Annotated in this window: 13 protein-coding genes; 2 read left to right on the top strand and 11 right to left on the bottom strand. The window is 36.4% G+C overall.

Annotated features, from left to right (window positions below):
* Positions 1–9 precede the first annotated feature (9 nt).
* Positions 10–3,576 (bottom strand): chromosome segregation protein SMC, encoded by a 3,567-nt coding sequence (gene smc / locus ACFSTA_RS05885; protein WP_377555650.1) that lies wholly within the window; start codon positions 3,574–3,576, stop codon positions 10–12.
* 240 nt (positions 3,577–3,816) lie between these two features.
* Between smc and ACFSTA_RS05880 the strand changes: the two genes are divergently transcribed.
* Positions 3,817–4,041 (top strand): DUF1128 family protein, encoded by a 225-nt coding sequence (locus tag ACFSTA_RS05880; RefSeq protein WP_377555649.1) that lies wholly within the window; start codon positions 3,817–3,819, stop codon positions 4,039–4,041.
* Between the two features lie 57 nt (positions 4,042–4,098).
* On the opposite strand, the gene rnc is transcribed toward ACFSTA_RS05880, so the two are convergent.
* The 9 genes from rnc to sdaAB all read right to left on the bottom strand — a co-directional run bounded on the left by rnc (position 4,099) and on the right by sdaAB (position 12,147).
* Positions 4,099–4,782 carry a ribonuclease III gene (rnc, locus tag ACFSTA_RS05875; RefSeq protein WP_377555648.1) on the bottom strand — a complete coding sequence of 228 codons (684 nt, stop codon included), beginning with the start codon at positions 4,780–4,782 and terminating at the stop codon, positions 4,099–4,101.
* 113 nt (positions 4,783–4,895) lie between these two features.
* Positions 4,896–5,132, bottom strand: coding sequence for an acyl carrier protein (acpP, locus tag ACFSTA_RS05870; protein ID WP_155670262.1), 237 nt, complete (start codon positions 5,130–5,132; stop codon positions 4,896–4,898).
* A 37-nt stretch (positions 5,133–5,169) separates the two neighbouring features.
* Entirely contained in the window at positions 5,170–5,910 is a 741-nt protein-coding gene (gene fabG / locus ACFSTA_RS05865) for a 3-oxoacyl-[acyl-carrier-protein] reductase (protein ID WP_377555647.1), read from the bottom strand.
* Complete coding sequence (fabD, locus tag ACFSTA_RS05860) at positions 5,904–6,848, bottom strand: ACP S-malonyltransferase (RefSeq protein WP_377555645.1); 945 nt, start codon at positions 6,846–6,848, stop codon at positions 5,904–5,906. Before fabD ends, fabG begins: the two co-directional genes overlap by 7 nt.
* Positions 6,845–7,852, bottom strand: coding sequence for a phosphate acyltransferase PlsX (gene plsX, locus ACFSTA_RS05855; RefSeq protein WP_377555644.1), 1,008 nt, complete (start codon positions 7,850–7,852; stop codon positions 6,845–6,847). Before plsX ends, fabD begins: the two co-directional genes overlap by 4 nt.
* Before the next feature lie 3 nt (positions 7,853–7,855).
* Positions 7,856–8,428, bottom strand: a complete 573-nt coding sequence (gene fapR / locus ACFSTA_RS05850; RefSeq protein WP_377555643.1) for a transcription factor FapR — start codon at positions 8,426–8,428, stop codon at positions 7,856–7,858.
* 113 nt (positions 8,429–8,541) lie between these two features.
* Positions 8,542–10,575, bottom strand: coding sequence for an ATP-dependent DNA helicase RecG (gene recG, locus ACFSTA_RS05845; protein WP_377555642.1), 2,034 nt, complete (start codon positions 10,573–10,575; stop codon positions 8,542–8,544).
* A 15-nt stretch (positions 10,576–10,590) separates the two neighbouring features.
* Positions 10,591–11,466, bottom strand: coding sequence for an L-serine ammonia-lyase, iron-sulfur-dependent, subunit alpha (sdaAA, locus tag ACFSTA_RS05840; protein ID WP_377555641.1), 876 nt, complete (start codon positions 11,464–11,466; stop codon positions 10,591–10,593).
* A gap of 18 nt (positions 11,467–11,484) precedes the next feature.
* Positions 11,485–12,147: an L-serine ammonia-lyase, iron-sulfur-dependent subunit beta gene (gene sdaAB, locus ACFSTA_RS05835; protein WP_377555639.1), complete on the bottom strand. Its 663-nt coding sequence runs from the start codon at positions 12,145–12,147 to the stop codon at positions 11,485–11,487.
* A gap of 132 nt (positions 12,148–12,279) precedes the next feature.
* Here sdaAB and ACFSTA_RS05830 point away from each other — a divergent pair, with 132 nt between their 5' ends.
* Positions 12,280–13,563, top strand: a complete 1,284-nt coding sequence (locus ACFSTA_RS05830; RefSeq protein WP_377555638.1) for an NCS2 family permease — start codon at positions 12,280–12,282, stop codon at positions 13,561–13,563.
* A 52-nt stretch (positions 13,564–13,615) separates the two neighbouring features.
* Here ACFSTA_RS05830 and ACFSTA_RS05825 read toward each other — a convergent pair whose 3' ends face one another.
* On the bottom strand, positions 13,616–15,277 hold the full coding sequence (locus ACFSTA_RS05825; RefSeq protein ID WP_377555637.1) for a DAK2 domain-containing protein: 1,662 nt from the start codon (positions 15,275–15,277) through the stop codon (positions 13,616–13,618).
* Positions 15,278–15,310 lie beyond the last annotated feature (33 nt).

The raw sequence follows: 15,310 nt of genomic DNA, 5'->3' as shown, positions 1-15,310 counted from the left end.
GACCACTCCTTACGTTTCAATTAATTCTTTTGTTTCTTCTAATCGAACAGAAACTAGACGAGATACACCTGATTCTTGCATTGTAACGCCGTACAATACATCCGCCTTTTCCATTGTACCCTTACGGTGAGTAATAACGATAAACTGAGTATTTTCACTATACACATTTACATATTTTGCAAAACGGGCAACATTTGCTTCGTCAAGTGCTGCTTCCACTTCATCTAGGACACAAAATGGAACGGGGCGAACACGTAAAATAGCAAACAGCAATGCAATAGCAGTTAAAGCTCGTTCCCCACCGGATAATAAGCCTAGGTTTTGCAATTTTTTCCCAGGTGGTTGTGCAATAATGTCGACCCCAGTATCCAATAAGCTTTTTGGATCTGTTAGTTTTAGTTCAGCTCTTCCACCACCAAACAACTCTTTAAATACAATGGAAAATTCTTCTTTTATTTGGGTGAAAGTTTCATTAAATAATTTTTCCATTTCTGTATCCATTTCAGCAATTACCGTAAATAGTGTTTCTTTCGCCTCAACTAAGTCCGTTTTTTGTTCGGTTAAAAATGTGTATCGTTCAGAAATTCGTTCGAATTCATCAATTGCACCTATGTTTACTGTTCCTAGTTGTTCAATAGTCCATTTTATTTCCTTTACTTTAGACTTTGCATCCTCTATATTATCCGCTTTTTCATAGGTTTGCTTTGCTTTTTCATAGGTTATCGTGTATTCAGTTTGTAAATGAGATAAACGATTTTCCAAGTCAACGTCCAATCGGTTTGCTTTTACTTCTTTTTGTTGGATGTTTTTGGATAGCGTTTGATGACTTTTCGTTTCTTCTTTTAATTCTCTTTCTTGATCTTGCATGAACTGTGTCCGCTTTCCTCTTTCCGAACGCTTTTCTTGTATCGCAGTAGTAACTTTTGCTTTTTCATCCTTCGTATTTTGAATGTTTTCGTTGATTTCTTCTTCTGTTTCTTCCGTATACTGCATTTCTAATAACTCATTTAATTCATTGGTGTAGTCACTCAATTGTTTCTTTAGATCTCGTAGCTGAACATGCAGTGAATTCGTCTTGTCACGTTGATTTCTAGTACGCTCTTCTTGTTCTGCTAAAGCAACCTGATTTTGATGTAAATCGTGTTGAAGCTGTTCTTGATTCTCTTTAAACTCATTCTCTTGTTCAGTCAGCGTATTAATCTCTTCCTGAACCGCAGTTAATCGTTGTTCAATTTGTGTAAGTTTAGTGGAAATTTCTTTATCTCTATCTTGTAATTGATTTTGTTCCTCGTTAAATTGCTGCTTATCTTGATCATACAAGGAAAGATTATCATCCAAGGAACGCAATTTCATTTCAATTTCGTTATATGACGTTCGTGTTTTTTGAAGTAATGATTGTGTCTCACCTAATGTTAGTTCTAAAGATTCTAGATCACTTTCCTTATTCGAAATTTTGTTTTTCTGATCACTAACTTGCTGTTCAAATATACTAGCTTTCTTTTGAAAATCAACTAATTTGTCGGTTAATTCTTGTAAGTCCTTTTCTCTAGTAAATAATGACTGATTCGTTTTCTTTTGCGCTCCACCAGACATTGACCCACCAGGGTTAACAACATCCCCTTCCAAGGTAACAATACGATACTTGCGCATGACAAGAGAAGCAATTTCATTAGCATCTTTTAGCGTATTAGCAATCACTACATGCCCCATCAAATGGTTAATCGCTTTTTTGTATTTCCCATTTGCAGTAACTAGCTCCGATGCAATTCCAATAAATCCTGCATGATTTTTTATATTTATTAAGTTATCATTCGTAATAAATCTCGGTTGAATGGATCCCAACGGTAAAAAGGTTGCCCGACCACTATTTGTCCGTTTCAACCAAGAAATAGCGTTTCTGGCACTCTGATCGTTTTCAACAATGATATGTTGTGCTTGTCCACCAAGCACTGTTTCTATCGCCGTGATATATTTTTTAGGTACATCGATTAACTCAATAACTGCTCCGTGGATATTTTCAAGAACTTGTTCTTCCCGTGCTTTTAAGACAGCTTTAACTCCGTGGAAGAACCCTTGAAAGTCTTCTTTCATATCCTCAAGCATCTCTTTTTTCGATTTAATCTTCTCGATGTATTGATATCCTTGATATAGTTTTGTTTGGGACTCTTGAAATTGAACACGGTTTTGTTCCAAGTCTGTTTTTAATTGCTTAAGTTGAGAAGACTGTTTCTCATAATCCTGGCTAACTTTTTGAAGTATAGATTCTTGTTGAACTTTTTGTTCCGTATATTCTTCTCTCAAATCAATTAAATCCTGGAATTTTTCTGCTTGTTTATCTGTTTTACTTGTCAGTTGCTGTATTTGTTGCTTAATTGACTGTCTTTCATTTCTTAGGGCTGCTTGTTCATTTAAGTATTCTATATACTCGGATTTTAAATCCTCGATTTTCTCTGCAATATTTTCTTTTTCTGTCGTTAGTTTTTCTTCCAATTTTATAACCGTTTGTTTAGTTTCTTGTTTTTGTGATTGTAGTTCCGATAACTTATCCTTTTCTATGGATAATTCTTGTTCCAATTTAGTGATACGGTTTGTTATTTCAGTTTTTTGTGATTCGAGCTTTTCTTTGTTTTCTTCAAAGTGCTTAGAACGTTCATGAAAGACTTGCTTCTTTCCTTCATATTGCTCTAAAAGCTGTGTTGTTGACAATAACTTGGTTTGCAACTCTTCTATTCCGTCATCTAGTTTTTCAATTTCTTGACGTTCATTTTCAAGTTTAGCTTCTTTCTGCTGAATGGCAGTCTTAATTTCGATTTCTTTCATCTTTTCTTGATCTATTTCACTCAATAGTTGTTGCCATTCGGTATGAAGTTGTTCTATTTCTGTTATAAGCAAGGATATTTCCTGTTCTTTAAGCAATTCTTTTTGATTCAAGTATTCTTTAGCTGTTTCTGCTTGATCTTGTAATGGATCAATCTGTTGTTCTATTTCATAGATAATATCTTCCACACGATTAAGGTTTTCCTGGGTTTCTGCAAGTTTATATTCTGCCTTCTTTTTCCGTTGCTTATATTTTAATACGCCCGCAGCCTCTTCGAAGATCGTTCTCCGTTCTTCTGCCTTTGAGCTTAAAATCTCTTCTACTTTTCCTTGACTTATAATTGAAAAAGCTTCTCGTCCTAGACCAGAATCCATAAATAAGTCCACAATATCTTTCAACCTACAAGATTGTTTGTTGATATAAAATTCACTTTCACCTGAGCGGTACACTCTTCTAGTAACATTCACTTCCTCGTAGTCGAGTGGTAATGCCTGGTCAGAATTATCAAGAACCAATGATACTTCCGCTACATTTAATGCTTTTCTTGTATCACTACCTTGAAATATAATATCTTCCATTTTCGTACCACGAAGTGACTTCGCAGACTGCTCCCCCAGTACCCATCTGATTGCATCCGTAATATTACTTTTTCCGCTACCGTTTGGACCTACTACCGCTGTAACTCCGGGAACAAAATCAACACTGATCCTCTCGGCAAAAGATTTAAACCCCACACTTTCTAATCGTTTTAAAAACATATTCATTCTCCTAATTGAAACTGATATTTAGTATAATTAATATCGTCTGTTCCCCCAAAATTGTTAGAAAACATAGCTATGCCAAGCCATCTCGGCGAAAGCTATTCAAATATACTGTCCTACCTACTAAAAAAGAAGTTGGCTTTTTAACGCATTTATTTTATCATAAAGTTGATAACAAAAGAAGTGTATAGCCGAATTGAGGTATTTGTTATCATACTAATTTTAAGAGGTGTAGTAATGAACTTAGATAACCCGACACAAGAAAACTTGAAATTCATCCTTGGTGAATTAGCTGAAATACTGGATGTAGTAAACCGTTCTATCATGGACCCAGAAGACTACGACCTAGATAAATACGATGATTTGAAGTTTATGTATGACATTCTAAAACAAAAAGGTCAATTAAGTGCTTCAGAAACACAGGCATTCATTGAGGAATTACGTTCCGTACGAAAAAAGTAATGTAAAAAAGACTGTGATACCACATGTGTGAATCACAGTCTTTTTCTTTGCCAGAAATTAATTATTAAATGTATCTAATACTTTTTTTGCCGCACGTTGTTCAGCTTCTTTTTTTGTCCGTCCTATACCGGTGCCTGAAGTTCCTTCATTAATAAAAACTTTTGCAACAAATTCTTTATTATGAGAAGGACCTTTCTCTTCAATTATCTTATATTCGATTGTTTGATTCTTATCTTGTTGAACTAGTTCTTGAAGTTGGCTTTTATAATCCATCCCATGCGAAAAAGCACCTGTATCTATTTTCGGAAAAACGTTGTCTTCTAAGAATTTTAACGCAATATCAAACCCTTGATCTAAATATAACGCTCCTAGAAATGCTTCAAAAACATCCGCAAGTAACGCTGGACGATCTCGCCCTCCCGTTTGTTCCTCTCCCTTACCTAGGAAAAGGTGCTCGCCAAATTTTAACTCTTTCGCAAAATTATATAGCGAAGGTTCACAAACAATTGATGCTCGTAATTTTGTCATTTCCCCTTCAGGCATTGTTGGGTTTTTTCGATACAAGTATTGAGAAACTCCTAATTCTAAAACCGCATCACCTAAAAATTCCAAACGCTCATTGTCCGATAACGCATGGTTTCGATGCTCATTCACATAGGATGAATGTGTAAAGGCTTGCTTTAATAATAAATGATTATTGAATATAAGACCTAGTCTATTTTCTAATTGTTCTACATTCATTTACGATGACACCTCAATACCTAAAAATATATGGAAAGTCTCGTAAATAACGAGACTTTCAACAATGTTAAATCGGCTTGCTGTGCAGAGAATAGCCCCCACTAAGCATAAAATTATGACTGTAAACTGTTTATGTAATTAACAGCATCACCAACAGTATTTATTTTTTCTGCTTCTTCATCAGCGATTTCCATGTCAAACTCATCCTCTAATTCCATTACAAGTTCAACTACATCTAATGAATCTGCTTCAAGGTCATCTTTAAATGAAGCCTCCATCGTTACTTTAGATTCTTCTACATCTAATTTATCAACGATGATGTCTTTTACACGATCAAATACGTCTGCCATAGCTTTCACCCCCTTTCAAGTGATTTCATTTCGTTTATTACATTACCATACCACCATCGATGTGAATAGTTTGACCGGTAATATAATTTGCATCTTCTGAAGCTAGGAAACGAACAACCTTTGCTACATCTTCAGGTGTGCCTAGCTTTGCTAATGGAATCATTGCCAGCATTCCCTCACGTTGTTCCTCAGTTAGTTCTTCTGTCATATCAGTAGAAATAAAACCAGGAGCAATTGCATTTACAAGAATATTTCTTGACGCCAACTCTTTTGCGGTTGTTTTTGTTAAACCAATGACACCTGCTTTAGCTGCAACATAATTTGCCTGACCAGGATTTCCACTTACACCAACAATAGAAGCTACATTGATAATTCTACCTGATCTTTGCTTCATCATTTGTCGTGATACAGATTTTGTACAGACAAATACACCTTTTAGATTTGTGTTAATAACTTGGTCAAATTCTTCTTCTTTCATGCGCATTAATAAATTATCTCTCGTAATTCCAGCATTATTTACTAAAATATCCAGGCTTCCAAATTGTCCTATAACGTCTTTAATCATAGCTTTGACACTGGATTCATCGGATACATCTGCTTGAACTTTGAATGCTTTAACTCCAAGCTGTTCAATCTCTTCAACAACAGATTGTGCTTTTGCTTCACTGCCAGCGTAATTAACTGCGACATTAGCACCTTGTTTCGCTAGTTCTAATGCAATGGCACGACCAATTCCACGAGAAGCACCAGTTACAAGTGCACTTTTACCTTTTAACATGAAGCATCCTCCTTATACCAAGCTACAAATTCTTTCAAAGATGCTGTATCTTGTACGGCAAAGATTTGTGCTTTTCGATTAATTTTTTTCACTAATCCACTTAGTACCTTTCCATTTCCAACTTCTACAAATGCGTCTATGTTCTCATCCATCATATTTCGGATAGATTGTTCAAATCGCACCGGTGAATACAATTGCTTGAGTAGTAGGTCTTTTATTTCATTACGTTCCGTCACAGATTCAGCTGTTACATTGGCGATAACTGGTACACTTGCATCATGGATAGTAACCTCATTCAAGTATGTAGCAAATTTTTCATTCGCAGGTTCCATTAAACGCGAGTGAAATGGACCACTTACATTTAACGGCAGGACTCGCTTAGCGCCATTTTCTTTTAACAAGGTAGTCGCTTGTTCAATTCCTGCTTTGGAGCCAGATATTACTATCTGTCCTGGACAATTTAAGTTCGCAATATCGACAATTTCATCCGTAATGTTTTCAAGTGAATTCATAATCTCTTCTTCAGTCAAACCTAGAACTGCTGCCATAGTTCCTTGTCCCTTTGGAAAGGCATCTTCCATTAACCGACCACGAGTTTGCACCAATGGTAAAGCTTCTTCCATAGATATTGCCCCAGCCGCAACCAAGGCACTATACTCACCTAAACTATGCCCAATCGTCATGACAGGTTTTATACCTTCCTCATTTAGTAATGATTGGATAGCTATGCTGGATAATAGTAGGGCAGGCTGCGCATTTTCTGTTTCAGTTAGAACTTCCTTTGGCCCTTCAAACATAAGGCTTTTCAAATCTGTTCCTAAAACTCCATTAGCTTGTTCATATAATGTTTGAACTGCAGAAAACTGATCATATATTTCCTTTCCCATTCCTACAGCTTGCGAGCCCTGACCAGGGAACATAAATGCTACTCGTTTCATTCTTTCTCCTCCACATCCATCTTTTCAATAGTTTCTTTAATTGTGTCTGTCACATGATTTTCAACCATGTGACTAGCTTGTTTAATGGCACTATAAATAGCTCTACTGTTAGATGAACCATGCGCTTTGATGACAGGTGCAGCCAAACCAAATAAACCCGCTCCACCATATTCGGAATAATCCAGCTTGTTTTTTAGTCCTTTTAGGTCACTTTTCATCATTCCAGCCGCTAGTTTAGTTTTAAAAGATCCCATAAATGTCTCTTTCAGCATGGAGAACATTGCGCCTGCTGTCCCTTCAATTGTCTTTAACGTAACATTTCCAGTAAAGCCATCAGTCACTACTACATCTGCAACACCATCAAGTAAATCCCTAGCTTCAACATTTCCGACAAAATGAATAGGTGCCTCTTTCAATTGCTCAAATGTTTTCTTTGTTAAGTCATTTCCTTTTCCATTTTCCGTACCTATGTTTAACAATCCAACAGTCGGATTTTGGATTGATCGAACTTTTTCTGTATAAACCGATCCCATGATCGCATACTGGACTAAATGTTGTGCCTTCGCATCTACGTTTGCACCTACATCTAACAGTAAAAATCCTTTTCCATCTATAGTAGGGAGTGTAGGACTTAAAGCAGGACGATCAATACCAGGAATTCTGCCTACGACGAATAGTCCCGCACTCATCAATGCTCCCGTATTTCCCGCAGAAATACACGCATCTGCACGTCCCTCTTTTACTTCATTGGCCATTAGAACTAATGAAGAATTTTTCTTTCGTCTTACAGCTCTAACAGGTTCATCTTCACCTGTAATCACTTCTGTAGTATGTATAACTTCTATTTTTGTTTGATCGTAATCTATTAAGTAGGGGGTGATTTTATCCTTATCTCCAACTAATGTTATATGTAAATTCTCCATCTTTCCAATTGCTTCTAAAGCACCTTTTACAATCTCTTCTGGTGCATTGTCACCGCCCATGGCATCTATTGCTAATCTCATATATTAATCTCCTTTGCTCTCGGTTGAACGATACATATGAAATGTTCCTGTAAATACTTTTTCATTTTCTACAGTACTGTTAACTTGAACAATTGTTAAACCTTTTTCATTTAACCCCTCAACTTCAGCCTTCGCTACAACTCGTTCCCCTTGTTTTACTTGCCTCATGAATTTTATTTCTGATTTTGCGGTTAAAGCTAGTTCATCATTTATAAGTGCAACTGCCAATGAATTTGCCTGAGCAAATAAATGATGTCCTCTGGCAATATTGTTTCTCGAAAACACATGCTCCTGACTAATATCAAGGATAGAAATAGCTCTCTTATCTAACTCTAAGTCAATAATTTCCCCTATTACATCTTCTAATGGCAAAGCTCTAACTGTCTCATTCCATTGGTTTGTAGCTACCGTTTTAATTCTTTCCCGAAGTTCTGGAATAGAAAGTTCCATCCGGTCTAAACGGACCGTTTGAATACTTACAGAAAATTTTTTCGCCAATTCCTCATCCGTAATAAAAGGTGTTTGTTCAATCGTTTCCTTTAGTTCTTTTTGCCTTTTCCCCTTTGGTAACCTCACATCAAACACCATCCACTTTGAATAATTAATTTATTATCTACTAGATATATAACTATTATGACTTGGTCCTAATAGTAATATATAATACCACATTCATTTATGCAAGTATGGATTTAATCAAGTTTCTTGGAGTAAACTCCTTCTTTTTCAATGTAAACCCTTAATTGCTTATATGCTGGATCCAATTCTAATAAATTCTTTTCAATAATTATTTCTGCATCATGACGGGCTGTTTCTAATGCACGATAATCATGTATCATATCTGCCACTTTAAAATCAGGTACTCCACTCTGTTTTTTTCCAAAGAAGTCCCCTGGACCACGTAATTTCAAATCTTGTTCAGCTAATTCAAATCCATTATTTGTTTCTGTCATAATGCGCATTCTTTCTTTACCTACTTCACCTTTTGGGTCAGCGATTAAAATACAATAGCTCTGCTTATCTCCACGTCCTACCCTTCCTCTAAGCTGATGTAATTGGGAAAGCCCAAACCGTTCTGCATCATAAATAACCATGATCGTTGCGTTTGGAACATTTACGCCAACCTCAACAACGGTAGTCGAAACTAAGATTTGTACTTCATTTTTGGCGTATTGCTGCATTACTTCGTCTTTTTCGTCGGTACTTAACCTACCATGCATAAGTCCTACACATATAGTTGAATCATAATATTCTTCTAGTTGATGATAAAGATCTACTGCATCTTGAATATCTAGCTTGTCCGATTCTTCAATAAGTGGACAAATTACATAAGCTTGTTCTCCTTCTTGAATTCTTTTTTCAATAAATTGCAGAATCCGATCAAAAGTATTAGCCTTCGTCCAATATGTTTCAATTTCTTTTCTTCCGGCAGGCATTTCGTCTATAACAGAAACATCCATATCACCAAAAGCAGTGATGGCTAAAGTTCGAGGAATAGGTGTTGCAGTCATAAAGAGGACATCAGGATGCAACCCTTTATTTCGTAAAGTGCGCCTTTGTTCGACCCCAAAACGATGTTGCTCATCTACAATCACTAACCCTAAATCCCGAAAAAATACATCATCTTGAATTAGTGCATGTGTTCCGACAACGATATGTACTTCATTGTTATTGATTGATTCTAGCATTTCCTTTCTTTTCTTACCTTTTGTCGATCCAGTCAACAAAACAATACGTGCCCGATCACCAAATAATTCCGTTAAGGACTGATAATGCTGTTCTGCTAAGATCTCTGTAGGAACCATTAATGCTCCTTGTTTATGAGCTGTAATAGTAGCATAAAGTGCGATAGCTGCTACTGCCGTTTTTCCTGAGCCAACATCACCTTGAAGTAGTCTATTCATTCGATATGGTGATTTCATATCTGCTAAAATTTGTTTTAGTGATTTCTCCTGTGCACCAGTTAAATTAAATGGAAATTGACTAATAAACTTCTGAACTTTTTCATCATTATAATGCTGAGCATTTCCTTTTGATGCTTCTCTTTTTAGTTTCCTCAAAAGTTGTACTTTTAATTGAAACAGCAAAAATTCCTCATAGGTGAACCTTCTACGTGCATGTTTCAATGCTTGTCGATCGGAAGGTAAATGCATTGTTCTTATCGCTTCATACCTACTTGGTAGTTTGTACGTAGTTAAATAATTTGAAGGTAACAATTCCGTTATCTGTTCTCCATAACTATGAATAGCAGTCTGTATTGCCTTTTTTAACTTTATATTTGTTACATCACCTTTTACAGAATAGATCGACTGAATATTTGCATGGTTTTCCGCTGCGCCTTTTTTATAGTTACTTACCGTAATTTGTAACCGATGTGCATCCCATTTACCAGTTAATGTTACAATGTCCCCAACTTGTAATTGTTTTTTTGCAAAAGCTCGATTAAACATTACCGCTTTTACAACAATGTTTTCTACCTCCACATTAAACATTAACCTTGATTTTTTCTTTCCAAAATAGGAAAGAGAAGGGACATTTAATACCCTTCCCTCAATAGAAACTTTATCATCATGAATTAATTCGCTAAGAGGTTTTATTTCAAACACATCATATCTATAAGGAAAATAAAAGATTAGGTCTTCAATCGTATGAATACCCATACCACTTAAATCTTCAGCAAGCTTTTCTCCAATTCCTTTAATATTTGTTACATCTTCACTTAGCATATAAAATCACTCTTTCTATACGGACAAACCAAATATTTTTTCTTTGAGTAGTCGTCCTGTTGGCGTGTCAGCTAGTCCACCTTCACCTGTTTCACGTAAGCTTGAAGGCATTTGCTGTCCAATACGATACATTGCACCAATTACCTCGTCACACGGAATTCTACTTGTTACTCCAGCTAACGCTAGATCCGCAGAGACGATGGCAAGGGATGAACCAGCAGCATTTCGTTTCACACATGGTACTTCAACAAGGCCAGCCACTGGATCACAAACAAGCCCTAGCATATTTTTTAATGTCATAGCAAATGCTTCAGATGATTGCTGCGGAGTACCCCCAGCCATTTCCACAATAGCTGCTGAAGCCATCGCTCCGGCTGAACCTACTTCTGCTTGGCATCCACCTGCAGCACCAGAAATAAAGGCGTTATTTGCGACTACAAACCCAAATGCTCCAGAAGTGAATAAATAACGAATCATTTGCTCACGAGTAGGATGTAACTGATTTTTCACAGCAAAAAGTGTTCCCGGAACAACGCCAGCACTTCCAGCAGTAGGTGTTGCACAAATTGTTCCCATGGCTGCATTAACTTCGTTTGTTCCCATGGCCTTGCTCACAGCATCCAGTAATAAATCACCAGATAATGGTGTTTTTTCTTTCATATACGTCTGGATTTTTACTGCATCGCCACCTGTTAACCCTGTTACAGACTGTACACCTTTTAAACTATCCTCAATCGCTTGTTCCATTACTTCTAAGTTCTTTTCCATATCTGAATAAACTTCTTCTCGTGATCTATTTTTCACGTCCATCTCTTGACGTATCATTACTTCTGAAATGGAAATTTGTTCTTTTTCTGCTATATCTACTAATTCCGCAACGGTTCGAAACATATGAAAACTCCTCTCTAGTTAGCTTACAATCTTTGATATTTGTATGATATGATCGGCATTCTCTAATTCTTTTAATATATTATCATCTACATTCTGGTCTACTTCCATAACCATTAATGCTTCCTTACCAACATCTTTACGATTTACTTCCATGTGGCCGATATTTATTTCATGCTTTGCTAATATTTTCGTAACAGAAGCAATCGCTCCAAATCTATCATTATGCATGATTAAAATAGCAGGATGGTTACCAGATAATCGCAGTTCAAAACCATTTAACTCTGTAACTTCTACCTTCCCACCACCTATAGATTTACCAACTAATTCCATACTTTCCGTATCATTACCGATAATTAGTCTTGCCGTGTTCGGATGATCGGTTTTTGCACTGTCTTCTATAAATTCAATCTCTAAATCTCGTTCTTTTGCAATATCTAACGCTTTACTCATACGTAGGTCATCTGTCTCGAAACCTAGTAATCCTCCAGCTAATGCAAAGTCTGTACCATGACCTTTATACGTTTTAGCAAAAGATCCATATAAATGAATGCGTGCCCACGTTGGTTCTTTTCCAAATAAATTACGTGCTGCTAATCCTATTCTTGCTGCTCCAGCTGTATGTGAACTAGATGGTCCAATCATGACCGGTCCAATAATGTCAAAAACGGAATTATATTTCATATTCTTCACCGCCTGTATTGTATAGTTAAAACACCTATTGTAAATTATAACAAAAACATCTATAATAATCATTTGTGGATTATAGATAAATAATCGGGTGGGAGAGGGAAGTATTATATTTGAGGAGATTACATGCTTTTTAACAACCAGAATTCAAAGCTTGATACTCGAGAAAACTTGCGCAACGACTTCATTGCCGGTTTAATTGGTTATTTAACTACCGTTTATATCGTCGTTGTTAATGGTTCTATTCTCGGTGAAGCAGGTATAGCGTTAGAAGCAGGTATGATTGCAACAATATTAGCTAGCTTTCTTGGAACCTTACTAATGGGGTTAATAAGTAAATTACCTTTAATTCTCATTCCTGGAATGGGTATTAATGCTCTGTTTGCATATTCTATCATACAGGGTAATGGGTTTACATTTCAAGAGGGATTAGCAGTTGTTTTCATTGCTGCAGCTATTTTTATTATTACTGCTTTTACAAAGCTTGGTTTAATCTTGAAAGAAGCAATTCCAAATTCATTAAAGCATGCGATTACAGTTGGGCTAGGCTTTTTCCTAATATTGATTGGCTTAGAAAAAAGTGGGCTAGTTGTAAGTGGAGATAGCACAATTATAGCTATTGGTGACTTTACTTCGCCAACGATTATTGTGAGTATATTGACATTGTTTTTGGCGATATTTTTATTCGTTAAAAATATTCCAGCAAACTTTCTGATCACCATGATTGGTGGAACAATAATTGCATACATGTTTGGTATTGTGGAAACAGGTAGTAGTGCTATTGAATTACAAGCTAGTGAAGTATTGTTTATCCCTGCTTTTACCGCAATTGGTGAATTATCATTTTGGTTAGCCGTATTTCCATTGGCAATGATTTTGATCTTTGAGAATATGGGATTGTTACATGGTCAACTTCATATGCTTGATCGAAATGATAGTTATACAAGCGGATATCGAGTAACCGCCTTTTCAACGCTTACTTGTGCCTTTCTTGGAACATCACCAACAGTGTCTGCAGCAGAAAACGCTGCAGTTATAGCATCAAAAGGGCGCACTGGAATTGCGGCAATAACTGCTAGTATGTTGTTCTTAGCAACGATATTCATTATCCCTTGGATTACGATGATACCAAGCACAGCAATTAGTCCAATATTGATTATCGTAGGATTCTTAATGGCTCAAAACATTCGTCATATACCATTAGATAATATCTCAGAAGCGATACCTGCATTTTTAATCGTTGTTATGATACCTTTCACCTATAGCATAGCAGACGGGATGGCATTTGGTTTTATTGCCTATCCAATTGTTAAAATGGCGCTAGGTAAACGAAAAGAATTACCAGCTACCTTACTGGTTATATCAAGTCTATTCATTTTTGACTTTGTTATAAAAATAATAGGGGTATAAAGAAAGTCGCCTTCCATACACCGGAAGGCGACTTTTGATTATATTTTATATTTTATTCAACAGAAAAGATATAAGAGTAAATTGGTTGATTACCATTATGAACTTCAATTTCAACATCTTCATAGGTATCTTCGACAAATGCCACAAGTTCTTCTACTTCCTTGTCTGTTACATCTTCACCTTGTAAGATAGTCAATATTTCATCGTCTTCTGTAATCAATTCTGCTAACAATCGTTTAACTGTCTCTGTTTTATCTTGATGAGTTGCAACAATTTTACCATCTGCAAGTCCCATAAAGTTACCATTTTCAATCGTAATACCTTCGATCTGCGTATCACGAACAGCATACGTAATTTGACCAGTTTTCACATGGGAGCTTGCCTCATCCATATTCATTTTATTTTTCGTAATGTTTTCCTCTGGATGAAATGCTAATAAAGCACTGATTCCCTGTGGGATTGTTTTCGTAGGGACAACTTCTACATTATCCTCAGAAAGATCTGCAGCTTGTTCTGCTGCCATAATAATATTTTTATTATTAGGTAGAATAAGCACATTTCTTGCATTAGCTTTTTCTACTGCATCTGCAATATCCTGGGTACTCGGGTTCATTGTTTGTCCACCTTCGATAACGATTGACGCGCCAAGGCTTTCAAACAGTGTTTTTAACCCAGATCCCATTGCAACCGTAACAATAGCAAAAGGTACTTTTTCTTTAGGAGCTTTCACTTCTTCTTTATCTCCGACAATAGCAGTATGTTGCTCACGCATATTTTCGATTTTCATGTTGATTAGACTACCGTAACGTTGACCAATCGATAATACATTACCAGGGTATTCCGCGTGTACATGGACCTTTACAATTTCTTCATCCGATACAACAAGTAAGGAGTCACCATGTTCGCTTAATTCATTTCGAAAAGAATCTTCATCGAATGGATTTTCCTGAGTTTTTTCTTCTTCGAATTTAACCATAAATTCTGTACAATACCCAAATTCAATTTCTGAAGTGTCCATAAAATCTTGAGCAGACTTATGATGCTCGGCATTAACCATTTCTTCCATTTCAACTGTATCTATACTTTCAGGCAGCTCTTCCCCTTTTAATACAGCAAGAAAACCTTCATAAACGGTTACAAGGCCTTGTCCACCCGAATCAACCACCCCTACTTCCTTTAGTACTGGAAGTAGGTCTGGTGTACGTTTCAAAGATGCTTTCGCTTCTGCCAAAACTTGTTCCATTAATACGATAATATCATTTTCCTTTTTGGAAGCTTCAACAGCTTCTTTTGCTGCATCTTTTGCTACGGTTAAAATCGTACCTTCCACAGGCTTCATCACTGCCTTATAAGCCGTTTGTACGCCATTTTCAAATGCCGCAGCCAAATCTTTAGAAGTTAATGTTGCTTTGTTATCCATGCCCTTTGCAAACCCGCGAAATATTTGTGATAGAATTACACCAGAGTTTCCTCTTGCTCCCATTAAAAGACCTTTGGAAAAGCTTTGAGCTACTTCAGATATATTATCACTTTTATTTTTCTTCACTTCATTTGCACCAGACGTCATGGACAAATTCATATTTGTCCCTGTATCACCATCAGGTACTGGAAATACATTTAATGCATCAATTTTTTTGGCATTATTCGTTAAATGGTGAGCTCCAGAGAGTACCATTTGTGAAAAAGTTATGCCGTCTAACTTTTGAACCGTCACTATACTTCCTCCTCTTAACTCTTGTAAGCAATG

This window comes from Ornithinibacillus salinisoli (assembly GCF_042684965.1).
In the GTDB taxonomy this organism is placed as follows: Bacteria; Bacillota; Bacilli; order Bacillales; family Amphibacillaceae; genus Ornithinibacillus; species Ornithinibacillus salinisoli.
Note: the sequence above shows the minus strand (reverse complement) of the source record. Positions and strands in the feature narration are given on the sequence as shown.